This is a genomic window from Nocardia sp. Root136, from assembly GCF_001427185.1.
Classification (GTDB): Bacteria; Actinomycetota; Actinomycetes; order Mycobacteriales; family Mycobacteriaceae; genus Nocardia; species Nocardia salmonicida.
On record NZ_LMFE01000001.1, the window covers coordinates 2,384,198 to 2,408,673 of the forward strand.

General features: G+C 67.9%; 19 protein-coding genes. 13 read left to right on the plus strand and 6 right to left on the minus strand.

The features are described 5' to 3' along the window. Positions 1-45: 45 nt before the first annotated feature. Complete coding sequence (locus ASD42_RS11050; RefSeq protein ID WP_056813633.1) at positions 46-1,257, minus strand: hypothetical protein; 1,212 nt, start codon at positions 1,255-1,257, stop codon at positions 46-48. Positions 1,258-1,456: 199 nt separating this feature from the next. Here ASD42_RS11050 and coaA point away from each other — a divergent pair, with 199 nt between their 5' ends. After that, positions 1,457-2,389 (plus strand): type I pantothenate kinase, encoded by a 933-nt coding sequence (gene coaA, locus ASD42_RS11055; protein ID WP_056813636.1) that lies wholly within the window; start codon positions 1,457-1,459, stop codon positions 2,387-2,389. A 45-nt stretch (positions 2,390-2,434) separates the two neighbouring features. On the opposite strand, the gene ASD42_RS11060 is transcribed toward coaA, so the two are convergent. The 3 genes from ASD42_RS11060 to ASD42_RS11070 form a co-directional block, all read right to left on the minus strand. Further along, complete coding sequence (locus tag ASD42_RS11060; protein ID WP_056813640.1) at positions 2,435-3,562, minus strand: hypothetical protein; 1,128 nt, start codon at positions 3,560-3,562, stop codon at positions 2,435-2,437. An 83-nt stretch (positions 3,563-3,645) separates the two neighbouring features. Next, a complete protein-coding gene (locus ASD42_RS11065) occupies positions 3,646-4,212 on the minus strand; it encodes a hypothetical protein (RefSeq protein WP_056813643.1) in 567 nt (188 codons plus the stop codon). Positions 4,213-4,241: 29 nt separating this feature from the next. Then, positions 4,242-5,021: an isoprenyl transferase gene (locus tag ASD42_RS11070; protein WP_056813646.1), complete on the minus strand. Its 780-nt coding sequence runs from the start codon at positions 5,019-5,021 to the stop codon at positions 4,242-4,244. Positions 5,022-5,272: 251 nt separating this feature from the next. Here ASD42_RS11070 and trhA point away from each other — a divergent pair, with 251 nt between their 5' ends. Further along, positions 5,273-5,938, plus strand: a complete 666-nt coding sequence (trhA, locus tag ASD42_RS11075) for a PAQR family membrane homeostasis protein TrhA (protein ID WP_084465817.1) — start codon at positions 5,273-5,275, stop codon at positions 5,936-5,938. Positions 5,939-6,053: 115 nt separating this feature from the next. After that, the gene (locus ASD42_RS11080; protein WP_056813649.1) at positions 6,054-7,535 is read left to right on the plus strand and encodes an adenylate/guanylate cyclase domain-containing protein; all 1,482 of its coding nucleotides are present in this window, start codon (positions 6,054-6,056) and stop codon (positions 7,533-7,535) included. A 49-nt stretch (positions 7,536-7,584) separates the two neighbouring features. Here the strand turns inward: ASD42_RS11080 and ASD42_RS11085 are convergent, their stop codons facing one another. After that, positions 7,585-9,636 carry a thioredoxin domain-containing protein gene (locus ASD42_RS11085; protein WP_235569373.1) on the minus strand — a complete coding sequence of 684 codons (2,052 nt, stop codon included), beginning with the start codon at positions 9,634-9,636 and terminating at the stop codon, positions 7,585-7,587. 264 nt (positions 9,637-9,900) lie between these two features. Between ASD42_RS11085 and ASD42_RS11090 the strand changes: the two genes are divergently transcribed. From ASD42_RS11090 to ASD42_RS11130, 9 genes are all read left to right on the plus strand, one after another. Then, on the plus strand, positions 9,901-11,106 hold the full coding sequence (locus ASD42_RS11090; protein WP_268793524.1) for an MFS transporter: 1,206 nt from the start codon (positions 9,901-9,903) through the stop codon (positions 11,104-11,106). Between the two features lie 13 nt (positions 11,107-11,119). Next, on the plus strand, positions 11,120-12,355 hold the full coding sequence (locus ASD42_RS11095; protein WP_056813654.1) for an aminotransferase class I/II-fold pyridoxal phosphate-dependent enzyme: 1,236 nt from the start codon (positions 11,120-11,122) through the stop codon (positions 12,353-12,355). After that, positions 12,352-13,917 carry a carboxyl transferase domain-containing protein gene (locus tag ASD42_RS11100; protein WP_056813656.1) on the plus strand — a complete coding sequence of 522 codons (1,566 nt, stop codon included), beginning with the start codon at positions 12,352-12,354 and terminating at the stop codon, positions 13,915-13,917. The genes ASD42_RS11095 and ASD42_RS11100 overlap by 4 nt, the downstream gene beginning before the upstream one ends. After that, a complete protein-coding gene (locus tag ASD42_RS11105; protein WP_056813659.1) occupies positions 13,914-15,980 on the plus strand; it encodes an ATP-binding protein in 2,067 nt (688 codons plus the stop codon). The genes ASD42_RS11100 and ASD42_RS11105 overlap by 4 nt, the downstream gene beginning before the upstream one ends. A gap of 41 nt (positions 15,981-16,021) precedes the next feature. Further along, entirely contained in the window at positions 16,022-17,617 is a 1,596-nt protein-coding gene (locus ASD42_RS11110) for an ABC transporter substrate-binding protein (RefSeq protein ID WP_200950399.1), read from the plus strand. Positions 17,618-17,623: 6 nt separating this feature from the next. After that, positions 17,624-18,628, plus strand: coding sequence for an ABC transporter permease (locus tag ASD42_RS11115; RefSeq protein ID WP_056813664.1), 1,005 nt, complete (start codon positions 17,624-17,626; stop codon positions 18,626-18,628). Between the two features lie 79 nt (positions 18,629-18,707). Next, complete coding sequence (locus ASD42_RS11120) at positions 18,708-19,577, plus strand: ABC transporter permease (RefSeq protein WP_235569374.1); 870 nt, start codon at positions 18,708-18,710, stop codon at positions 19,575-19,577. Beyond that, positions 19,574-21,187: a dipeptide ABC transporter ATP-binding protein gene (locus tag ASD42_RS11125; protein WP_056813666.1), complete on the plus strand. Its 1,614-nt coding sequence runs from the start codon at positions 19,574-19,576 to the stop codon at positions 21,185-21,187. The genes ASD42_RS11120 and ASD42_RS11125 overlap by 4 nt, the downstream gene beginning before the upstream one ends. 70 nt (positions 21,188-21,257) lie before the next feature. Then, positions 21,258-22,043, plus strand: a complete 786-nt coding sequence (locus ASD42_RS11130; RefSeq protein WP_056813669.1) for a helix-turn-helix transcriptional regulator — start codon at positions 21,258-21,260, stop codon at positions 22,041-22,043. A 111-nt stretch (positions 22,044-22,154) separates the two neighbouring features. Here the strand turns inward: ASD42_RS11130 and ASD42_RS11135 are convergent, their stop codons facing one another. Beyond that, entirely contained in the window at positions 22,155-22,775 is a 621-nt protein-coding gene (locus ASD42_RS11135; protein ID WP_056813672.1) for an alpha/beta fold hydrolase, read from the minus strand. 311 nt (positions 22,776-23,086) lie between these two features. On the opposite strand from ASD42_RS11135, the gene ASD42_RS11140 reads away from it, so the two are divergent. Next, complete coding sequence (locus tag ASD42_RS11140; protein WP_174552009.1) at positions 23,087-24,289, plus strand: transcriptional regulator; 1,203 nt, start codon at positions 23,087-23,089, stop codon at positions 24,287-24,289. Positions 24,290-24,476: the final 187 nt, after the last annotated feature.

Here is a 24,476-nt window from a genome sequence, read left to right on the forward strand (position 1 = left end):
ACGGTGACCGATGACACAGAGATGACCGCCCCGCCGGCTGCGCCGTCATCCAGTAGCGACGCTCATCCGCCGGATCGCCCCCGGCGTCAGCGGCTCGTCGAGCAGACGCCCGAACCGCTCGACCCGATCCTGGGCGCCGACCGCGCCGTCGAGCCAGCCACCGAGCAACCGGTAGCCCTCGACATAGGTGCTGATGTAGGCCCGCCACAGCGGCGAGGAGAGAAACCGCAACGACTGCCGCGCCCGCTCCGGCGTCGCCAGGATCCACCGCTGCAGGAACAGCGCCACCTCGTCCTCGCCGCGGTGCTGATCGTGCAGCAGCAGCGCGGCGTCCTGACGCACGTTCAGCAATTTCGCCGACGCGGTCGAGAAGCGTTCGGCCCGTTCACCGTCGAAACGAAGGCCGAGATCGGCGTAGATCTCCTGGGCCCACACGCCCCAGCCGGGTCCGACGATCGACTGCAGGGCAAGGTCGGCGAGGCCCTCGGCCATCAGGCACTGCGGGGTGTTGACCAGGAACAGCGTCTGCTCGTCCTCGCCCGCCGCGACCAGTCCGGCTTCCTTGCGGCAGTGCTCGGTGTGATGGCCGGGGTAGGCCTCGTGCGCGATCAGCGCGGGGAGGTTGCCCATGTGCTGTTTGAGGTCGGAGTTGATCGCCACTGTCGAGGCGAAATTGCCCAGGTAGTAGTTGAAGCCGGACCAGGGCTTGTCGCCGACAACCTCGTAGGTGACGTGCTCGTGGTCGGGCAGCGGATACCGGTCGCGCACCCGCTCGCGCAACGCACTGGAGAACGCTTCGACACAGGTAGCGAGCTTTTCCGGCGGGATCTCGTCGCCGCGACGGTAGGCGGCGGCGCGTTCGGCGAGCGGACCGTCGCCGCCGAGCACCTCGTCCATCTGCCGGTGCGCTTCGCGATAGTCGTCGGGGTCACCCGGTGCGATGTCGACGTCGAAATAGGCGCGGACCTCGTCGACGAAACCGATCTGCTCACCGGCGAACTTGCGAGCCGAGCACTCCATCGCGACCAGGTGGGCATCGAGGAATTCGGTGCGCTGGGCCGACAGCCCGGCATCGGGCAGGGCGGCCCGCAGGTCGACGGCGCGCCGGGCCAGCTCGGCGGGTTCGGGGACGGCGGCGTTCTCGACATCGCGACGCAGCTGCGGATCGCCGGTATAGGCGTCGACGAAGCCCTCTTCGAGGCGATCGAAAGCCAAACCGAGGCGCAGGTATTCAGTGACAAGTGGATGTGACCCCATCCGCCCGACATTACGTGGTCTCCCGGAAAATGGCGCCTTACCTCGGCATTGTCGCTAGTTACCGACCGGTAGCCAAACCCCCTGTTGCGCGCGGGCGGCGAGCACGGAGCACAATCTCGCTATGCGGTCAGAGTTATCCCGGATCTCACCAGACGGGCAGCCAAGCTGTGCGGATGCGCCTGGACGGAGGGTCGGGTAGGTGGCACGGATGAGTGAACCGAGCCCCTATGTGGAGTTCGATCGAAGCCAGTGGCGCACCCTGCGCAAATCGACTCCCCTCGTCCTGACCGAGGACGAACTGACCGGCCTGCGCGGTCTGGGCGAGCAGATCGACCTCGAGGAAGTCGCCGAGGTCTACCTGCCGCTGGCCAGGTTGATCCATCTCCAGGTCGCGGCGCGGCAGCGGTTGTTCGCCGCCACCGCCACCTTCCTCGGGGAGAAGCACCCCGACAAGCAGGTGCCGTTCGTGATCGGTGTCGCGGGCAGTGTCGCGGTCGGCAAGTCGACCACCGCCCGCGTGCTGCAGGCGCTGCTGGCGCGCTGGGATCACCACCCGCGGGTCGACCTGGTGACCACCGACGGATTCCTTTATCCCACCGCCGAACTCACCCGCCGCGGCATCATGCACCGCAAGGGTTTCCCGGACAGTTACGACCGGCGCAAGCTGCTGCGGTTCGTCACCGAGGTGAAGTCGGGCGCCGAAGAGGTGTGCGCGCCGGTGTATTCGCACAAGTCCTACGACATCGTGCCCGACGAGAAGCACTGTGTGCGTCAGCCCGACATCCTCATCGTCGAGGGCCTGAATGTGTTGCAGACCGGTCCGCGACTGATGGTGTCGGACCTGTTCGACTTCTCCATCTATGTCGACGCCCGCATCGAGGACATCGAAAACTGGTATGTGCAGCGCTTTCTCGCGTTGCGCAAGACCGGCTTCGCCGACCCCGACGCACACTTCCACCACTACGCGGCGTTCAGCGACGAGCAGGCCACCGCGGCCGCGCGCGATATCTGGAACTCCACCAACCGACCCAACCTGGTGGAGAACATCCTGCCCACCCGTCCGCGCGCCACCCTGGTGCTGCGCAAGGACTCCGATCACACGATCAACAGGTTGCGCCTGCGCAAGCTCTGATCAGCCTGCGCGGCAACAGATTCCGCGATCCGATCGCGAACGGCATCAGCCGTTCGCGGTCGGCGGCGCACCGAGCGAGATGACCTGCTTCGCCAATTCCTCACGGACGCCGCCCCTGTGCACAACCAACACCCCGTGCGGAGTGCCGCGCGCATCGGTGGGTTCACCGGCGACCACCTCGATCACCGACCCCGGCACCCGCCGGAGCATGTCGACCACCGGGTACTCCCCCACCGGCGCCCATCCCTGCGCCGCCGACTGCAGCCGGTCGACCATGCTCGGCGCGCCGACGAGATCGGCCCATTTGCGGGTGGCGATCGTGATCGATCCGTCTTCGCTCCAGCGCGGGCTGTACACCGCGGAGCACTCGCCCGGCAGCGTGGGCAGCGACCGGACACCGTTGGTCGCGACATCGATGGTGGCCACGTTGCCGCTGCCGCAGGTCGCGCTGCGCGCCGTCGCCCCGGCCAGGACGAAGGTGTGCCCATCGGGTCCGGCGGCGGCGGAGAGTCCGGCGTCGATGCCGGGCACGCGGCCCAGCGGCAGGATGGCGTCGGCGCCGATGGCATAGAGGTGGCTCTTCTCCCACCACAGTCCGCGCGATTCGACCCTGGCCAGCAGGACGAATTCATCGGTGGCCGCCACCAGCTCGGCGCCGTTCCAGCTGCCACCACCCAATGGACTCGGCGAATCCGGCAGGACGATCTCACGTTCGGGTGCGGCGGGCTCGGAACCGGCCAGATCCATGCTCATGATCTCACCGGGCTCGCGCCACCAGCCGATCACCGAACCACGCAGCCCCACCGCGTTGGTGCAGTCGCACGGTATGCGGGTCACCGACCGGTCCCGTACACCCAGCGCCACCAGCGTCTTGCTGCTCGTCTCCACCGCGAACGCGTACTGCCCGTCCTCGGTGAAGGTCACCGCGGCCGACGAATGGCCGAAACTGCCCGGCGCCCGCACGGTTTCGGCGCCGTGCACCACCGCCAGTTCGGCGTCGGTGCGATAGGCGAACACGGGGCCCTTGGCGGCCTGCTCCTCGGCGGGTGTCAGTCGTGGCGGCGCGGGCTGCTCGACCTCACCGCAGCCCGCGACGACCATCGCGGCGCCGCACACCGCGCCGAGCACCGCGATCCGCGCACGCCATCCGCTCGCCTTCGTCGCAATTCCCACAGCTCACACCCCTGCAATGTGTCGTCGGGCCCGGTCTCGCGCAGCAGCCTAGCTGGGGGACGTCGCGGATCGGGCTCACTCCGCTACAACTTCCAGGCCGCGTCGAGCCTGGTCGCCACGTCGATATTGCGGACGGCCGCGATCTCGGGCTTGCGGATCTCCTGCGCGACATACCGGGCGACGAATCGGCGGATCTCGTGGTCGACACTGGCCAGCACGCGCAGCAGCTCACCACGCTTGGAGCTACTGGCGACATTGACCCGCACATCACCGGGCCGTGGCTCGGCGATATCGATGACCACCCGCAGCGGGTCGGCGGTGCGCGCGGTGAGATGCAGATGCACGGTGCCGTCGACGCGGAACCGCGACCGGTCCACCGCCAGATCGAGGACCAGATCCACATGCAACGGGATGGTCAATTCGAAGGAGATGAACGCGTCGACGAAACGCAGGATTCGTGGCTGCATGAGCTCCACCTGCGCGGTGACCTTCGCCAGCCGACCCGGCCCCACCCCGATCGGCCCGAAATCGAAAGCGGCCCCGGTGAGTTGGCCGAACGCGTCGGCGATACGTTGCTCGGAGACGGCGTATTCCAGGAAACGCCTGCCGAATTCCTCATAGCTGATGTAAGAAGGCTGTTCGGGTTCCACTGACCGCAGAGTACGCGACAGCTACGCCATCACACGCCGAAACGGCGGTGCCGCGCCGCGTAATCCCTTAGTGCGCGCAAAAAGTCGACACGCCGGAACTCCGGCCAATACGCCTCGGTGAACCAGATCTCCGAATAGGCGCTCTGCCACAACAGAAAACCCGAAAGTCGCTGCTCACCAGATGTTCTGATCACCAGATCGGGGTCGGGCTGGCCGGAGGTGTAGAGGTGCTGGCCGATCGCGTCGACCGTAATCGACTGCACCAGATCCTCTCCCGACTCCCCCGACGCGATCTCCTGCCGCACCAGCGACCGCACGGCGTCGGTGATCTCCTGGCGTCCGCCGTACCCCACCGCGACATTCACGTGCACGCCGTCGCGCCCGCTCGTCCGCTCGGCGGCTACCCGCAGGCGCTTGGCGATCAGCTCGGGGAAACCCTCGAGCGACCCGACGATCCGCACGCTCCAGTTCTGCTCGGGAGCGGACAGTTCCTCGACGACATCGGTGATCACTTCGAACAGGGTCTCGAGCTCATCGGCATCGCGGCGCAGGTTCTCGGTCGAGAGCAGATAGACGGTGACCATCTCGATGCCCTGGTCGGAACACCAGCCGACGAGCTCGGCGATTTTCAGCGCGCCGACGCGATGGCCGTGGCTGACATCGGTGAACCCGTTCTCGCGCGCCCAGCGACGATTGCCGTCGCACATCACGGCGACGTGGCGAGGGTGCTGCTTGTCTGCCAGCTGCTGTGACAGCCTGGCTTCGTAGATGCGGTACGGCAATCCACGCACCCGACCAAGAAACTCCACGCCCGCACCCTACGCTCCCCCGCCTCTCCGGAAATTTTGCCGGTCGTGGGCGAGAGGTGAGATTCGTGCCGGCCCTGCGGTGAGCGCGGGGTCGGCTTTTGGGGTGGTTGGGGAGTTACCCATGTTCTCGCGAGATCAGAGGGTGCGTCTTTTGTGTGGTCGGGGGCACGTTTTGTGGTGTCGAGGTGGGGGTTTGACGTACGGTTGGGAGCGTAACTTACGGTACCGTAGGTTTTGGCCCTGGAGGTTTCGTGGAGGCAGTTCTGACTGAGATCGGCACGGTGAGCAAGCCGCGGTTTCGGGGGTGGATTCACACCTGGGCGGTGGGCGTTGCCGCTGTCGCGGTGACGGTGCTCGTGGTGTTCGGGTTCCTGACGTCGTTGACGGCGGGATGGTCGACCTTGCTGTACGGGATCTCGGTGTGCGCGCTGTTCGGGGTGAGCGCGGTGTATCACCGGGTCACCTGGGCGAGCGTGCGGACCCGGGTGCGGATGAAGCGGGCCGATCATTCGATGATCTTCCTGTTCATCGCGGGCAGCTACACGCCGTTCGCGCTGCTCGGATTGCCCGGACGGACCGGGCAGATCCTGCTGGTCGTGGTGTGGGCGGGAGCCATCGCCGGGATCGCGCTGAAGCTGTTGTGGCCCACCGCGCCCGCCTGGGTCGGGGTGCCGCTGTATCTGTTGCTGGGGTGGGCGATCGTGCCCGTGATTCCCGAGCTGCTGCGCAACGTCGGGGTCGCGCCGCTGGTGCTGCTCGCGGTCGGCGGCGTGATCTACAGCGTGGGGGCGATTCTGTACGCGACCAAGTGGCCCAATCCCTGGCCCGACTTCGGACATCACGAGTTCTTCCACGCGGCGACGGTGGTCGCGGCACTGTGTCACTACATCGCGATCTGGCTGGTCGTGCTCGGCTGAACGGCGCGTGCGCGTCGCCCCGGTCGGCGCGCCTTCTATGCTCGGTAGTTGTGTCACCCGTCAGCGCAGCTCGTGATGCCCGGGCGTCCTCGGGCGCCGGGTCAGGGCGTGTGCGGTGAACCGGCTGGTCCGGTGGGCACTGCAGTCCTACTGGGGGCTGGCGCTGGTGGTCATTACCGCCAACATGGTCGGAGTCACGGCCATCTTCCTGGTCAGCTGGGCGGGCGGGGTGTTCAGCCGCCTCGGCAACGATTGGCGCGACGCGGCGGCGCTGATCCTGATCTATCCGATCATCGCCTTCTCGGTCGGGATCGGGATCGCCCTCTATGACCGGCGCCGATATATGCGCTGGCTCGACGACAACCGCAAACCGACGCCGGAGGAAGCGCGCATCCTGATCCGGCTGCCCGCCGCGATCACCCTGCGCGCGATCATCCTGTGGACGCCGGGCGTCGTGTTGACCGTGTGGCTGGTCGACCGGTTCACCGACTATCACAACATCACCGTGCTGCTGGCCGGATTCGCCCTCGGCGGGTTGGAAGCGGCGGGCGCGATCTACCTGATCCTGGACCGCCTGATCCGACCGGCGGTGCCCATCATCGCCGCGGTGCTCGGGCCCACCGTGCATCCCACCTCGACCGTGCTGGTGCGGGTGCTCGTCACCTGGGCGGTATCCAGTGCGCTGCCAGGGCTGATCATCATCGTGGTCCTCAGCGATACCACCACGTCCGCTGAGGACCGGGTGCGCGCCGCCTTGCTGTTCTCGATCGTCGCCCTCGGTGTCGGCACCCTCGCCACCGCCTTGCTCGCGCGCTCGGTGGCGACGCCGATGCGCGCGATGTACCGGGCGCTGGACCGGATCACCCGCGGCGAACTCGATGTGCGGGTGCCGGTCGGCAGCGCGAGTGAGATCGGCCGGCTCGAGCACTCCGTCAACGAACTCGCCGCCACCCTGCGCGATCAGATGCACACCGAGGACGTCTTCGGCAGACACGTCGGCTCCACCGTGGCCGAACGCGCGCTGTCGGGCAGCACCGACCTCACCGGCGACGTGCGCATCGTCTCGGCGCTGTTCGTCGACGTCACCGGCTCGGTCCAGCTGTCCGCCGAAATGGCGCCGGAGGATTTCGTCCACAAGCTCAACCGGCTGCTCGCCACGGTCGTCGCGGCCACCGAGGACAACGGCGGCCTGGTGAACAAATTCGCCGGCGACGCCGCCCTGTGCATCTTCGGCGCCCCTTCCGCCCTGCAGGACAACGCCACCCCTGCCCTTCGCGCCGCCCGCCGCATCCGCGACGAAGTAGTCGCCACCGGCGAACTCGACGTCGGCATCGGAGTGGCCCGTGGGCAGGTGTTCGCCGGCGACGTCGGCGCCGACACCCGCCTCGAGTTCACGGTCATCGGCGACGCCGTCAACGAGGCGGCCCGCCTCACCGCCGTCGCGAAGGAAGCGCCGCGGCGGGTCCTGGTGAGCGATTCGGTGTGGCAGGCCGCCACACCGGCCGAGCGGTCCAAGTGGAAGCGCCACAAGGACTTACGCCTGCGCGGAATCCCCGGGCGCACCCGGACCTGGACGGACATCCCTCCGGGTAAGTGAGTCCGAGCCGTCGTATCGGCCGACGATCAGGCGTACCGCACGGGTCCGCTCACCGCCGCAGTGATGCTGTCAGGTCGGCGGGGTCGGTGACCGGAAGGTCGCAGACCGAGCCTCGGCAGACATAGGCGGCGGGGGTCCCGTCGACCAGCGGCCGGTCGGTGAGGAGCGGAGCGGTGTTCGGTGGAGCCGCGAGAATGATCGTGCCGCCGGGGGCCGAAGCGCGGGCTGCGGCGAGGAGTTCCATTGCGGCGGATGATTGTTCGGTCGCAGCGATGGCTACCTGATACGGCCCGCGGACCGCTGCTTCGGCGACGGAGAGCCAGTTGCCCGCGGTCCGTGGTGCGCGCGCCAGCAGGATCGCGCCACGGGTGAGGGTCTGGTCGGCGAGTTCGCGGTAGCGGACGGCGCGCTCGGTGTCGGCGACCGCCGATGCGGTGAGCAGGGCCTCGGCCAGGGCGGAGGCGCCGGAGGGGGTGGCACCGTCGACGGGGTCGCGCGGGCGGGCTACCAGGGTTTCGGCGTCGTCGGCGGTGTCGAACCAGCTGCCGGAGCGTTCAGGGTCGGCGAAGTGGTCGATCGTGTTGTCCAGCAACAGCTGTGCGGCGGCGAGCCAGTCCGGTTCACCGGTGGCCTGGTAGAGGGCGAGCAGGCCGGTGGTGAACCAGGCGTAGTCCTCGAGGACACCGGGCGGGGTGCCCGCGACACCGTCTAGGGAGGCGCGGCGCAGTCTGCCCCCGACGAGATGGACATCGAGCAGGTAGCGGGCGCACCGCACGGCGGCGGCGATCCACGACGGTTCCTCCAGCGCGGCACCGGATTCCGCGAGCGCGGTGATGGCCATACCGTTCCAGGCGGTGACCACTTTGTCGTCGCGGGCAGGCTGTGGGCGCCGGGTGCGGACCTCGAACAGTTGGGCGCGCAGTCGGTCGAAACGCGACGACTGCTCGGCGTCGACGGGGTCGCTGTGCCGGGTGAGCACCGAGGTGCCCTGTTCGAAATTGCCCGCGGTGGTGACGCCGAGAGCGTCGGCCGCCCACATCCCTTCGAGCGGACCGAGTTCACCGACCAGCTCGGCGGGCGTCCACACGTAGGTGGCTCCCTCCACGCCGGGACCGTCCGGTTCGAGGTGGGTGTCGGCATCGAGCGCCGACGCGAAACCGCCGTCGGCGGTCCCGAGATCACCCAGCAGGAATTCGACCGTCTCACGAGTCACTCTGTGCGGCAACGATTCCAAGGGGGTAGGGGGCGTGCGCCGCGAGAGGTGGGCGTAGGCGCGCAGCAGCAGGGCGTTGTCGTAGAGCATCTTCTCGAAGTGCGGCACCAGCCACCCGGCATCGACCGAGTAGCGCGCGAAACCACCACGCAACTGGTCGTAGATCCCGCCACGCGCCATCGCCTCGGCTGTGCGCTCGACCAGATCGAACACGGCCTGGTCGCCGGTGCGCTCCCAGTGCCGCAGCAGTCCTTCCAGCAGCGCCGACGGCGGAAACTTCGGCGCCCCACCGAATCCGCCGTGGGTCGCGTCCTCGTCGGCGGCGATCTCCAGCACAGCCTTGTCGAGCAGTTCGGGAACAATGGTGAATTCGGCGTCGGGCAGGCCCGCTGCCTGCGACTGGAGCGCATCGGTCACCTGACGCGCGGCCTTGTCCACGTCGTCGCGCCGGTTGAGCCAGGTCTCGGCCACCGCGCTGAGCAACTGCGTGAACGACGGCATCCCCCCGCGCGGCTGCTTGGGGTAGTAGGTACCGCAGTAGAACGGCGCGCCGTCGGGGGTGAGGAAGCAGGTCATGGGCCAGCCGCCCTGCCCGGTCATGGCCACGGTGGCGTTCATGTACACCGCGTCCAGGTCGGGACGCTCCTCCCGATCCACCTTCACGCAGACGAAATCGGCGTTCATCTGCTCGGCCGTCGCGGTGTCCTCGAAGGACTCGTGTGCCATCACATGGCACCAGTGGCAGCTCGCGTAGCCGATCGACAGCAGGATCGGCACGTTCCGCTCGGTTGCCTCGGCTAGGGCATCGGCGTCCCACTCCCGCCAATGGACGGGGTTGTCGGCGTGTTGACGCAGATAGGGCGAGGTCGCACCGGCCAATCGGTTCACGGTTCCACCCTGCCACACGCGACGAGCACAGGCCGCGCCCCCGGTGTCGAACGCTCTCGTCGTTCGGCCCGATGCGCTCAGGCAATTTCCTCGCATCCCCGTGCGAGGCACCGTGCCGTCATGAATACGCCACCGAATATTTACCTTTCCTCACTGAAATCACCGCGATCGCAACGGTGTTCGACCGCTTCGCCTGGCCGTATATCTATAACTCGGATCCAGCATCCTGCGTCATTCGCTCGGCCATAGGGGAGTGCATTGTCTGTGCAAGCGGAAACCGGCGAAATTCCGGCTTCCGCGGCAACACGCCGAGCAGTTGTCACAACGGCATGTGTCGCGGTCGCGGTCGCACAAATGGCGACAACCATCTACCTGCCGAGCATGCCCGCGCTCGGCACCGACATCGGCGCCGGTGACGGCGTCCTTCAGCTGTCGGTGGCCGTGTTCGTGGTGTTCGCCGCGCTCCCGGTCGTCGCGTGGGGCAGGGCGGCGGAGCGGTTCGGTCGGGTGCCCGCCTTCGTCGCGGCCGGGCTGTTGTTCGTCCTCGCCAGCGCGGGTCTCGCGCTGATCACCAACGCCTCGGAGTTGCTCGGGCTACGCGTGGTCCAGGCGATCGGCGCGGGCGGCATCGCGGTCGTCGGCCGGATGATGATCAAAGATCTGTTCACCGGCGCGGAGCTCGCGCGCCAACTCGCGCTGTTGTCGATGGCGTTCGTCGTCGCGCTCGGCGGCGGTCAGGTGATCGGCGGCATCGTCACCTCGACGGTCGGGTGGCGATACGGATTCGTCGTGCTGGCCGTGCTCGCCGCAGTGCCGGTCGCCTTCGCCCTGCGCATCTCACTGCCCCGGCGTGAACCGGGTCCGGGGGACAAAGGCACAGCTAGACGCCTTTTCACCGACCGGGTCTTCGTCGTGAGCGCGGTCGCGGGCGGCATCGGATTCGCCGTGATCGTGATGATCCAGCAGAAGTCCGCGTTCATCTTCACCGACCGGTTCGCGCTCTCGCCGTGGGTATTCGGCCTGTTCGGCGTCCTCTACGGTGCGGCCTACCTCGGCGGCGCGACCTACGTCCGACAGCGCGTGCGACAGGTAGGAGCCCACGCCATGATGCGGCAGGGGGCCGCGATCATGCTCGCGGGCTGCGTGCTCATCACCGTCGTGTGGGCCTTCGATCTGCCACGGGCGATCGCGCTGCCGGTCTTCCTCGCCGGGTACGTCACCACGACCTTCGGCCAGGCGACGCTGTTCCCCAACAGCGCCGCGCACGCCGTCAGCCACCTCGCCACCGGAGCCGCGATCGCCGTGTCGTGGTGCGCGCTGGTGCAGCAGGGCCTCGCGGGCATCGCCTCGCTGGCAGGCCCCACCCTGTCCGGGCTCCTCGCCTGGTCCATCGCCATCACGCTGCTCGCCGCGGCGAACGTGCTCGTCGTCGCGGCGCCCGAGAAAACTGACGCACCTTCGCCAACATAAGGAATGAACGCCAGTGCCCAGAAACCAATTCGCAAATATCCGCAGGCAGTTGCAACTGAGCAATACATTTTGGGACGACAGCACCGCCCACGGACTGGTCGACATCATCGCCGACGATATGCGCGACGGAATAGTCCATTCGCGCGACGGTCGCACGATCGTCAATTTCTCGTCCTATTCCTATCTCGGTTTGGACAGCGATCCACGAATCGTCGAGGGTGCTCACCGCGGACTCGACGAAACCGCGACGATCAATTCTTCTATTTCCCGGATGCGAATCCGGCTCGGCCTGCTGGAGGAGGCCGAACAGCGACTCTCCCGGACCTTCGGCGCGCAGGCGGTCACCGTGTCGTCGTGCGCGGCCGCCGCGTGGGCGACCTTGCCGCTGCTCGCCTCCGGCGAACTCACCGACGGGCACCCGCCGCTGGTGGTCTTCGACAAGAACGCGCACTTCTGCCTGAACGCGATGAAGCCGCTGGTCGCGGACGAGACCGAGCTGGTGACGATCGAGCACAACGACATCGACGCCTTGGAAGAGTTGTGCCGCACGCATTCGCATGTGGCCTACGTCGCCGACGGCGTCTACAGCACCGGCGGCGGGGCGCCGCTGGCCGAGCTGCACCGGCTCCAGGATCACTACGGGCTGTTCTTGTACTTCGATGAGGCGCACGGCATTTCGACGCTGGGTAGCCGTGGCCGCGGATATGTTCTCGGAGCCTATGAAGGCTGGCGCGAGCGGACCCTCGTGATCGCCTCGCTCAACAAGGGTTTCGGCGCCAGCGGTGGCGTGATCTTCTTCGGCGCGGCGGGCGACACGTCGCGCACACCCACCCTGCTGCGCACGAGCGGGCCGCTGATGTGGTCGCAGCGCATCAACACGGCCGGGCTCGGCGCGATCATCGCCGCCTGCGAGCTGCACGACGACGGCACCGTCGATCGTCTTCAGCTCGAGCTCCAGGAGCGGGTCCGCCGGTTCGACTCGCTCGTCGACACCGACCTCGCCGGTGACGGACTGCCCATCCGGTTCGTCAGCATCGGCCAGGAGGACGTCACGGTCGCCGTGGCACGAGACATGCTCGACGCCGGTTTCTACACCTCACCGGTGTTCTTCCCGATCATCCGTCGCGGCAGCGCGGGCCTGCGCCTGATGTTGCGAGCCGACCTCGAGCCCGACACGATCCGCCGCTTCGCCGACACCCTGAGCTCGAGCCTCGCCGCGCATCAGGACCGGGAGGAACTACCAGCATGACCGCCGTCATCGAGAACACCCTCGGGTTCGAAGCCCAGCGCAGCCTGCTGCGCGATCACACCGCCGGGATCGTGGCGCCGCGTCGACGCCAGGGCGACACGAAACTTCCTGTGCGCGAACGGGTCAACCGCATTCTCGACCCCGGTACGCCGTTCCTGGAGATCGGCAGGCTCGCCGCGCACGAGGTCTATGACACCGATCTGCCCGCCGCCGCGCTGATCGTCGGCATCGGCGCCATCCACGGCAGGCCGTGCATGGTGTTCGCCAACGATCCACACGTCAAGGGCGGAACCTTCTACCCGCTCACGATCAAGAAGCACCTGCGCGGGCAGAAGCTGGCCAGGGAGTACCGCCTGCCGTGTGTGTATCTGGCGGACTCGGGCGGCATCTACCTTCCGTTGCAGGAGGAGATCTTCCCCGACGAGGAACACCTCGGAAAGATGTTCCGCAATATCGCGGAGATGTCGGCGATGGGGCTGCCGCAGATCTCGGCGGTGCTCGGCATCTGCACCGCGGGCGGCGCCTACATCCCCGCGATGAGCGACGAGACCGTGATGGTGAAAGACCTCAGCACCGTGTTCCTCGGCGGTCCGCAGCTGGTGGAGGCCGCCACGGGTGTGGTGGTCGACGCGCAGACCCTCGGCGGCGCCGACCTGCACGTGCGCGAAACCGCGGTGGCCGACCATCTCGCCGCGAACGAACTGGAAGCGCTGGCGATGGTGCGCGACATCGTGTCTCGCACCCCCGGTGACCGCGTGCATCCCCCCGCGTTCGAGGTGCTCGAACCCGCCGACGATCCGGCGCGACTACCGGATCTCATTCCGGCGACCACCAAGAAGGAGATGGACGTTCGCGCGATTCTGCGCTGCGTCGTCGACGCCACCTCGTGGGTCGAGTACCGCAAGGACTACGGCATCACGATCGTGTGCGCCACCGCCCGGATCGCGGGGTACGAGGTGGGGATCATCGCGAATCAAGGCGTGATTTTCCCCGACAGCGCGCTCAAGGCCACCAACTTCATCCAGATCTGCGAGCAGCGGCGCATCCCACTGTTGTTCGTGCACAACGTGAGTGGGTTCATGGTCGGCGAAGAGTACGAGCGGGCCGGGATCGCCAAACACGGCGCGAAGATGGTCAACGCGGTCTCGTGCGCCACGGTGCCGAAGATCTCGCTGGTGATCGGCGGGAGCTTCGGCGCCGCCAATTTCGCGATGTCGGGGCGGTCGATGGGCGGCCAGTTCATGGCGATGTGGCCCAATGCCCGCTCCACCGGGGTCGGTGGCGAGCAGGCCGCGGCGGTGATGGCGATCCTCAAGCGTGACCGGTTGCGCCGCGAGGGCAAGGAACTCGGCGCCGCCGAGGAAGCCGCCATCAAGCAGCCGATCATCGACAGTTTCGAACGGCAATCGCTGCCGACCTATATCGCGGCGCGCATGTGGATCGATGCCGTCGTCGAACCGGAGGACACCCGGTCGTGGTTGGCGCGGTGCCTGTCGCTGGCTCACGAGCGCTGGGATCGGCCGCAGCCGGCGGGTTCGAACTTCGGGGTGTTCCGGCTGTGATCTCCCGACTACTCATCGCGAACCGGGGCGAGATCGCCGCCCGGATCGCCCGCACCTGCGATCGCCTCGGCATCGAGTACGTGACGGTGAGCGTGGCGGCGGACCGGTCACTCACCTATCACGCGGCGGCGGTGTCGACCGTCGCGCTGCCCGAACGCGACAGCCGCGACGCCACAGCGGCCAGGACTGATCCTTCGATCGGCCCGACGCGTGGCGAATCCGGGACAACCCGGCCCACCGGCTACCTCGATATCGACGCACTGGTGCACGCCGCGACCGAAACAGGCTGCGACGCCATACATCCCGGATACGGATTTCTGTCCGAGAACGCCGATTTCGCGCGTGCGGTCCGTGCGGCCGGATTGGTGTTCGTCGGCCCGAGTTCGCGGGTGATCGAGACGATGGCCGACAAGTCCTCGGCGCGCCAGGTCATGGCCGAGGCGGGGGTGCCCGTGCTACCCGGCACCGTGCGGGCGAGCGAAGACCTCGACGCTCTGGTGGGTGCGGCAGCCGACATCGGGTACCCACTGATCGTCAAACCCGCTGGCGGCGGTGGCGGCAAGGGCATGTCGGTGGTGCGCTCGGCGGCCGGACTCCGCGAGGCGCTGGCGTCCGCTTCACGCACCGCGACAGCGGCTTTCGCCGATGGCCGTCTGCATCTCGAGCGCTACGTCGAACGCGCACGCCACATCGAAGTCCAGGTGTTCGGCGACGAATTCGGCCGTGCCGTGCACCTTTTCGACCGTGACTGCTCGCTGCAACGGCGCCATCAGAAGGTGATCGAGGAAGCTCCGGCTCCGCGAATTCCCCATGCGGTGCGCGCGGCGATGTTCGCCGCCGCGGTGCAGGGCACGAAGGCTTTGCAGTACGTGGGCGCGGGCACCTTCGAATTCCTGCTGGTCGGTGACGAGTTCTTCTTCATCGAGATGAATACGCGGTTGCAGGTGGAGCACACCGTCACCGAGGAGATCACCGGCATCGATCTGGTGCAGTGGCAATTGCGGGTCGCCGCGGGCGAACCGCTGCCCGCCGACCAATCCGGCATCGCGTACTCGGGCGCTGCGGTGCAGGTGCGGATGTACGCCGAGGACCCGTTCCGGTCGTTTCTGCCGTGCCCGGGCGGGCTCGAGGTCACCCACTGGCCCGATGTTCGCGTCGAACGCGCCTTCACTCGCCATCTCGACGTCACCGGCGGGTTCGATCCGATGATCGCCAAACTCGTCGCCACCGGCGCCACCCGCGACGACGCGCTCACCGCCGCCCGCCGGGCCTGCGAAGACCTTCGCTGGCAGGGCATTTCGACCAACCTCGGTTTCGTCGCACGCGTCCTGGCCGCCCCGATCGTCACGGCGGCCGAGCACGACACCGCCTATCTGGACCGGATCGATCCGGTCGCCGAGTTCGGCGATCCCGACGAGCTCAGTGCCCTCGCGGTGGCCGCGGCGCTCACCGCACCCGACCGCGCGACACCCTGGTCGACCGGCGCGCCCGGCGGTGATCGGGCCTGGCTCGATCCCGCCGACCGCGACCTCGGCAGTCTCGATCTGTCGGTCGACGGGCGCGCGGTCACGGTGCGAGTCGGCGGCTACGAGGGCGACGCGGTGCTCGTGCGCGCCGACACCGCCGACCCGACCAGCCCCGCTGTGCAGACCACAGACACCCGGCAGACGACCGAGGTGGGCGTCACCGCTCGACGAACCGACGGCGACACGATCACGGTCGGCTCGACCCCGTGTGTCGTACGACGCGACGGCGAGGGCTGGATCTGCCAGGTAGCCGGGGTTTCCCGGCAGGTGCGCTACGCCGAATACCGCTCGCTCGGCACGACCGCGACGGATCCCGAGATCCGCTCGCCCATGCCGGGCACCCTCGTACAGCTCCACGTCGAATCGGGCAACCCGGTCGAGAAGGGGCAACTGCTCGGCGTGGTCGAGGCCATGAAACTCGAACACGAACTGACCGCCACCCATGCGGGGATCGTCACCGTGACCGCGGCCGAAGGCGCCGTGGTCACCACAGCTCAATCACTGTTTCTCATCGAAGAGAGGGGCGCCGCGCTGTGATGCGACACCGGCGACTATTTGCCACAGCTCTGGTATCGGCGGTGGCCGTGCTGGCGACCGCGTGTGGCGGAACGGACACCGCGGCACGCGAATCGGCGCAGCCGGTCAGCGGCGGCTCGTTGACGTGGGGGGTGGAGACCGAGCCGACCACGTTGAATCCGCATCTCAACGGCCAGAGCAATACGCATCTGATGTTGCGCAACGTCTTCGAGTCGCTTCTCGCGCGCACGACCGAGGGCGGTTTCGTGGCGGGGCTGGCCACGGGCCACGAGATCTCGCCCGACGGTCTCGTCTACACCTTCCCCCTGCGCGAGGGGGTGAAGTTCACCGACGGCAACCCGCTCACCGCGACCGCCGTGGCCCGCAACTTCACCACGATGCAGGACGTGTCCTATTCCGGCGGCTGGTCCGCCGGGCCGCTGTCACACCTGGCCGCTGTCACCGCCCGCGACGAGCGCACCGTGGTGTTCACCCTGAAGGACCCGTACGCGCCGTTCCTCGACTTCGCCGCCGGCTTCCCCATCATCTCCTCGGCCGCGTGGGACAAGCCGCAGCTCAAGGCCGGTGGGCCGGAGATCGCAGGTACCGGTCCGTTCATCCTCGACCGCTACGTGAAAGGTCAGGAACTGCACTTCCGCAAGAACCCCGACTACAACTGGGCGCCGCAGAGCGCCAAGCATCAGGGTCCGGCCTACCTCGACGAGGTGACCTATCGATTCCTGCCCGAGTCGTCGGTGCGCACCGGCGCGCTCACCTCCGGTCAGGTCGACCTCATCGAAGGCGTCTCCGGCAACGACGCCTCACTGTTCCGGGACAACCCCGACTTCACCTATACGACCGGGCTGAACAACGGCAGCCCGTACACGCTGTACTGGAACGCGACCTTCGGCCCTGCCACCGATGAACGAGTCCGCAAGGCGCTCAACAACTCCGTCGACGTGAACGCGGTGCTGCAGTCGATCTATCGCGGCGAGCGCACCCGCGGCTGGGGTATCGCCTCCAGCGTCGACACCCTGTTCTACGACAAGAGCGTCGAGGGCACCTACGGCGCCGACAAGGCCGCCTCGAACCGGCTGCTCGACGAAGCCGGTTGGACGGCAAAGGATTCCGAAGGGTTCCGGACCAAGGACGGCCAGCGGCTGACCGTCGAACTGGTGCAGGCTCAGTCGACCGTGCGCGATCAGCGTGAGGTGCTGTTGCAGGCGGTGCAGGCGCAGGCCAAGCAGAACGCGGGCATCGATCTGAAGCTGTCCTACGTCGACCTCGGCACCTACAGCGAGCTCCGCAAGAAGAACGCCTTCGGATCGATCGCCAACTCCGACACCATCACCGGCGGTATCGACATCGAGAACCACTGGTACCCGCCGACGCCGCTGGGCACGCTGAACTACAGCCGCGCCACCGATCCCGAACTGTCCACCTGGCTGCGGGCCGCCGCCTCGACCACCGACTCCGCCGAGCGGGCGAAGCAGTACGCGGCGTTGCAGCGGTTCGCGATCGTCGACAAGGCCTACGGGCTGCCGCTCTACATTCCCGAGAACCAGATCGCGACGGCGGCGCACGTGTACGGCGCGGGATACCGTCCGTACAAGCAGCTTCCGGAGAACGCGTACGACATCTGGGTCGATCGTGGATAGGCGACGATGACGACGGAAGCGATCGCGCCGGACGTCGTGACCGCCACAGCGGACAGCGATGCTCGCGTCGGCACAGCCAAACAGATTGTGCTGCGGGTGATCACGGGTCTCGGCGTCCTGTGGGGTGCGACCACGCTGTCGTTCCTCGGAGTGCGGCTGGCGCCGGGCGACACGGTCGACGTGTTGCTCGGCGAACAGCAGCGCACCCCCGAAGTCGAGGCGGCCATCCGCGCGGAATGGGGACTCGACAGTCCGGCCGTCGTCCAGTACGCCCGCTATCTGTGGAATGTGGCGCACGGGGATTTCGGGCGTTCCTATGTGCTGCAGCGGCCGGTGTCGGAAATCATCAGCTCGCAGGCCGGTCCCACCTTGGCGCTGACGGGTGCCGCGTTGCTGGTGGCGCTGGTGTTCGCGGTCGTCGTCGCGACGAGCACCGCTTCGCGGCGGCGATCGCGCGCCGTCGCGAATGCTGTGGAATTGACCCTTGTTTCGACGCCTTCCTTCTGGCTCGGCATCGTGCTGCTATCGGTGTTCAGCTTCCAGCTGAAGATCTTTCCGGTGGCGGCGAACAAGGGCCTGTCGGCCTTGGTTCTGCCCGCACTCGCGCTCGGTCTGTCGCTGGGCGCGGTGATCTCCCAGGTATTGCGCGACGGGCTGGAGCGGGCGCTCGACGAACCGTTCGCGGTGACGGTGCGGTCGTGGTCGGTGAGCGAGAACGCCCTGCGGCTGCGGCACGGTCTGCGGCACGCCGCCCTGCCCGCGGTGACTTTGACCGGCTGGCTGGTCGGCGGTCTGCTCGGCGGGGCGGTGATCATCGAGGAGGTCTTCGGCCGGCCCGGACTGGGGCGCGTGACCGTCGAAGCGGTTCTCGCACAGGATCTTCCGGTGGTGCTTGCCGTAGCGATTCTCTCGGCCTTCGTCTACGTCGTGATCAGCACACTGGTCGATCTGCTCTACCTGTGGCTCGATCCGCGACTGCGCCGCGACTCACGGAATGGAGAGCAACGATGACGGACATCGGAGCGCGGCGGAGCACCGTGCGCACAACATCTTCACGCCCACTGTTCGACCTCCAGCGAGGGGCGGCGCTGTGACGATCACAGCTCTTCCGCGAGCCGCTGTCGCCCGAAACAGGCTGCGCGCAAGGGGTTTCGTCGTTGCGCCGGGTGTCACCGTCGCCGCACTGACAGTGGCGTTGGTCGCCATCGCTGTGGTTGCTCCCACGCTGCTGACCGGTGCCGACCCGCTCGCCGCCGATCCGCTCGCCGCTCAACTACCACCGAGTGCGCGGCACTGGTTCGGCACGGATCATCTGGGCCGTGACGTCCTCACCCGCGTCATCCACGGCGCGCGCTACTCGATGCTCATCGGCATCACCGCCGTCGCGATCGCCGTGGTGGCGGGAACGGCGCTCGGCCTGCTGTCCGGGTTGGCGCGTGGTCCGCTCGACGAGCTGATCACGCGGTTCCTCGACGTGGTCTCGGCGTTTCCCGATCTGTTGCTCGCGCTGGTCCTGATCTCGTTCACCGGTCCCGGCACGACGAACCTGATCTTCGCGCTCGGCATCGCCTCCATCCCCCGGTTCGCCCGGGTGGTGCGCGCGCAGACCCTCGTCGTGCAGGAGTCCGGGTATGTCGAACAGGCGAGAACATTCGGGCTCACCAGAGCAACGCTGGTGCGGCGACACGTCCTGCCGCACGCGGTCGCGCAGGTCCCGATCCTGGCCACCATCGGCCTCGGCACGGCGATCCTCGGCGCGGCCGGTCTGAGCTTCCTGGGGATGGGTCCGCAACCGCCGGAACCGGAATGGGGCGCGATGCTCGCCGAGGGGCGCAACTATCTGCGCAATGCCTGGTGGATCGCGGTGCTGCCCGGCGTGGCGGTAACCGCCACGGTCATCGCGGTGAGCTCGCTCGGTCGGCACTGGCAGCGCCACTACGACGGAAGGCCAACGACATGAGTCTGATCGCGGTCGAGAATCTGCGAGTCGGGTTCGGGAGCAAGGAGGTGGTGCACGGCATCGATCTGCGGATCGAGCCGGGCGAGGCCGTCGCCCTCGTCGGTGAATCCGGGTCGGGCAAGTCGGTGACGGCGCGCGCGCTGGTCGGCCTGGCCGGTCCGGGCGCCGGGGTGCGCGCCGACCGCCTCGACCTCTTCGGGCAGGACGCGCGCGGTCATCGCGATCGGCAGTGGCGGCGAATCCGCGGCAGCGACATCGGATTCGTCCTCCAGGACGCGTTGGTCTCCCTCGATCCGCTGTACTCGATCGGTAGCCAACTCGCCGAAGCGCAACGCGCGCTGACCGACCTGCGCGGGCAGGCGCTCACCGAACGCAGTGTGCGACTGCTCACCGATGTCGGCGTCCCCGAACCCGAACTGCGGCTGCGTCAGTATCCCCACGAACTGTCCGGCGGGCTGCGTCAGCGCGTGTTGATCGCGACGGCCCTGGCGGGCGATCCGCGTCTCATCGTCGCCGACGAGCCGACCACCGCGCTCGATGTGACTGTGCAGCAACAGATCCTGGAACTGCTTCGCGCCCGCAAGGCCGACGGCACGGCACTGCTGCTGATCAGCCATGACCTGGCGGTGGTCGCCGAGGTGGCCGACCGGGTGCTGGTCATGCGTGACGGGGAGGTCGTCGAGGAGGGCAGCACGCACGACGTGCTGACCCGTCCGGAGCACCCGTACACGAAGAAGCTGCTCGCGGCCGTACCGTCCGCCGCCTCACGCGGTTCGAAATTGTCGGTCTCCGAACGCCGTGAGCTGCCGCCGCGCTCGGTGGACAACACCAGGGTCGTGCTCTCGGTCCGCAATCTGCGCAAGACCTACGGCTCCGGATCAGCCGCCCGCACCGTGGTGGACAACGTCGACTTCGACCTGTTCGGCGGCGAAACGCTGGGCATCGTCGGCGAATCGGGTTCGGGCAAGACCACGACGGCCCGTCTCGCACTGCGGCTCATCGCACCGTCGTCCGGACGGGTGGTCGTCGACGGCGAACCATGGAGTGAGCTCTCCGACAAGGCATTACGCCCGCTCCGTGGCGCGGCGCAGCTGATCGCCCAGGACCCCCTCAGCTCCTTCGACCCCCGCTACACCGTGGAACGCGTCATCGGCGAAAGCCTCGACACCGTCGATCTCCGCGGCAAAGCCCGCACCCAGCGCGTCCGCGAGATCCTCGACGCGGTCGGCCTCGCCCGCGACCTACTCCCCCGCCATCCCCGCACCCTCTCCGGCGGCCAACGCCAACGCGTCGCCATCGCCCGCGCCCTTGCCCCCAACCCCGCCCTCCTGGTCGCCGACGAGCCGCTGTCCGCCCTGGACGTCTCCGTTCAAGCTCAGATCCTCGACCTCCTCGCCGAACTCCAATCCGAGTTCGGCACCGCCCTCCTGCTCATCTCCCACGACCTCGGCGTCGTGCATCACCTCGCCGACCGCGTCCTCGTCATGAAAGACGGCAAGATCGTCGAATCCGGCGGAGCCGACACAGTCCTGCGCTCCCCCCAGCACGAATACACCCGCCAACTCGTCGCCTCGGTCCCCCGCCTCCCCGCAGCCGCCGATCGCGGATGACAACCACAGAGACGCCGATCCGGATCACTGATGGCGGCACACCAGGCGACACGTCGATACCCTGGTACGGGTGAGCCACGATGCCCGTTCGAAGATCCGCGGTTCCGCGCGGATGCCGACCGCGTGGGCACGGCCGGGGCACATCGGGTACGTCGGGCCGGACCTGCGGCCCGATACGCACTCGCCGCCAGTCGCGATGCTCACCGTCGGCCTGGACGGGCCACTGATCGTGCACACCGCCCGCGGTCTGATTCGGACCGGCAGCTCCTTCGCGCCTGCCCGCACCGCCCACCGCGTCGTTGCCACGCAGGGGTGGATTCTGGTGTTGTTCATCGACCCGTCGAGTGCGCCCGCGACCATGATTTCCGACGAGATGACTGCTGCAGCAGGCACTTTCGGCCTCAGTCACCGACACGAGCGCGAACTCGTCGAGCTGTGTGCCGAACCCGTCGTCGACCCGGATCTCCTCTACCACCGCGCGATCGCGGGCCCGCACCTCGGCACCGACGCGCGCATCGCCAGGCTCGCCGCCGCGATCCGCGACCAGCCCGCCAACGCGCTGCGAGCCGACCAGATCGCCGCGAACCTCGGCCTGTCCACCGGCCATTTCCTGCACCTGTTCACCCAGCACTGCGGCACCACCTTCCGCGGCTATCAACGCTGGAACCGCATGGTCACCGCGATCACCAACGCCGTCAACGGCCACGACCTCACCCGCTCCGCCATCGACGCGGGCTTCGCCACCCCCTCCCATTTCAGCGAATCCTTCCGCGCCATGATCGGCCTCCCCGCCACCACAATGCTCGGAGCCGGCATCCACTTCGACCTCGGCACCAGGGCCGTCCAGCGCGGGTGAGCAGCTCGTCGGCCACCCACCTACGCCGTTCAGCGGACGAGAACTCTCGTTGCACCAGCTCGCGCGCGTTGTGGCCTCGTCACTGCTCGCGCTGCTCACCTCCCTCCGCGATCAGAGCAGGAGGCGGGCCAATTCCGCGGGTCTGGACATCATGACCATGTGCCCGCCGTCCATTTCGACCGGCTCGATCCCCAGCCGGGAGGCTACGAGTTCGCGCATGAAGTCGGCTGGGAAGAATTGGTCGTCGCGCAGCAGGACGAACCGGGTAGGCACCTCGGGCCACGAAGCCAGCGGCCATGGGGACTCCATCGGGGTGCCGGACTGGCCGCACTCGTATTTCTCCGCCTCGGCCCGCTGCTCGGGGGTGAGCTGGTTGTAGAACACGTCGTCGTCACCCGAGGTCGCGTGTCCGGTGTTGGCCCACCAGTCGCCCGGGGCCTCGCCCGGCGCCGGGATCATCGCCGACACCAACACCATTCGCTCCACCGGCACTCGATCGCACACCAGCGGTGCGGTGAACCCGCCGAACGAGTGCGCCACCACAACCACATCCGGTCGTGCGCCGATCGCCTCGACCACCGCGTCGGCGTACTCCGCCAACCCCGCGCTGTCGTCCTCACTCGGCAGCGACACGGGCACGGCGTCATGGCCGAGCCCGCGCAGCTCGTCGGCCACCTGCCCCCAGTAACCCGCAGCGCACCCAGCTCCGGGGATCAGCATAAATGTGCTCACCTGGTCACCGCTCGACCGGTGTGTCGTCGCCGATCCGATCCTGAGAACCGAAGAACTCATCCGCGTCCCGACACATCGTCGCGCCATCCACCCGCGGCAACGTTCGATGGCGGGCGACCAATTCGGCGGCACTGTGCACAGGGCGACCTAGTGGCTCCACGGAGACAGGGTACGTCGCCGGCTCGACGAGTCGGACGTCTCGAGGTTCTCGTCGACTGGTTCGGCCTGACGAAACCACTGCTCAGCGGGTGACGCTGGGGCATGATGAAATGTGGAATCCTCGCCCAGTTCGTCTAGTAGGAAGACCCGAGATGGTGCAGCTCACGCTTTCCGCGCAGCGGGCTGCGCTGGAGCGGGAGTGGGCGATGTGGGTGCCGGGCGGGGTGGGGGTTTCGGGAGCAGGGGTACGGACCGAAGTGGCGCAGTCCTGGTCTCGCTCGTTACGGACGGTGGATCCGGGGCGCGATCACGCACCGGTCAGTGAGACCGATATCGGGCCCCGGTGGGCGGAGTCGCCGTTGCGGGGGCCGGTGACCGAGCTGAAAGAGCAGTTGCACAGTGTCGCCGACGACGCGGGCTACGTCGCGGCGGTCACCGACGCTTCGGGGACGATTCTGTGGACTTATGGCGGGCCCGTCATGCGCAGGCGGGCCGAGCAGGTGAACTTCGCGCCGGGTGGCCGGTGGGACGAGGCGCACATGGGGACCAACGCACTGTCGTTGGCGTTGCGCACCGACCAGCCGCACACCGTGTTCTCGGCCGAGCATCTTGTCGCGGCCCTGCACGGCTGGGTCTGTTATTGCGCGCCGATCCGCGCCGCCGACGGAACCCTGCTCGGCGTGCTCGACCTGTCGACCACCTGGAAGCGTTCGCACCCACTGGCCATGGCCACCGTGCGCACCATGACCAGCGCCATCGAGTCGAAATTGCACGCCGCCGTGCCCGCGCCGACGGGGATGCGGCTGACCTGTCTCGGAACCGGGCGGTTGATGCGCGACGGTCAGCAGATCCGGTTGCGGCCACGCCACCTCGAGATCCTGACCCTGCTCGCCCTCGACGACGACGGCTACAGCCACGAACGCCTGCACTACGCCGTCTACGGCGATCGCGCGGTCGGCGCGAGCACGCTCAAATCGGAGATGTCGTACCTGCGCCGCGCCACCGGCGGCGACATCACCAGTCGCGTCTACCGCTTCACCACTCCCCTGTCCTGCGACGCCGTCGACGTGCTGCGCGCCATCGAGCGAGGCGATCTCGACACCGCCGTGCGCCTGTATCACGGTCCGCTGCTTCCCGATTCGGAGACGCCGGGCATCAGCGAATGGCGCGACTACCTCGAAGTCGCCATGCGCAACGCGGTCCTGAACAGCCCGGACGCGAATCACGCGCTGACCTACGGCGATTGCGCACCCGACGACGTCGCCGTCCACGAACACGCGCTCGCCCTGCTCCCCGCCCGCGACGCCCGCCGCGCGGTCGCCATCGCACGCCTGCACAGCGCGCTGCGTACATAGGCCCTCGTTCTCGGCGCGCCTCCGCCTCTGGACTGAGTGGAGGGTGCGACGAAGGAGTGCCCGGAGGGAGGGAAGAGGCGGAGTCAAGCGCCGAGAACCGCGGCACCAGCCGCCAATAGATACAGCTTCAACGTTTCATCAACCCTCGTGCCGGATAGTGATGGGCGTCACGCTTCACCGGAATCAG

Excerpts from the sequence above, each read along its gene's own strand:
- ASD42_RS11050 (WP_056813633.1), bottom strand. The coding sequence starts at position 1,257 with ATGGGGTCACATCCACTTGTCACTGAATACCTGCGCCTCGGTTTGGCT.
- ASD42_RS11115 (WP_056813664.1), top strand. The coding sequence starts at position 17,624 with ATGACGACGGAAGCGATCGCGCCGGACGTCGTGACCGCCACAGCGGAC.
- ASD42_RS11100 (WP_056813656.1), top strand. The coding sequence starts at position 12,352 with ATGACCGCCGTCATCGAGAACACCCTCGGGTTCGAAGCCCAGCGCAGC.
- ASD42_RS11140 (WP_174552009.1), top strand. The coding sequence starts at position 23,087 with ATGGTGCAGCTCACGCTTTCCGCGCAGCGGGCTGCGCTGGAGCGGGAG.
- ASD42_RS11125 (WP_056813666.1), top strand. The coding sequence starts at position 19,574 with ATGAGTCTGATCGCGGTCGAGAATCTGCGAGTCGGGTTCGGGAGCAAG.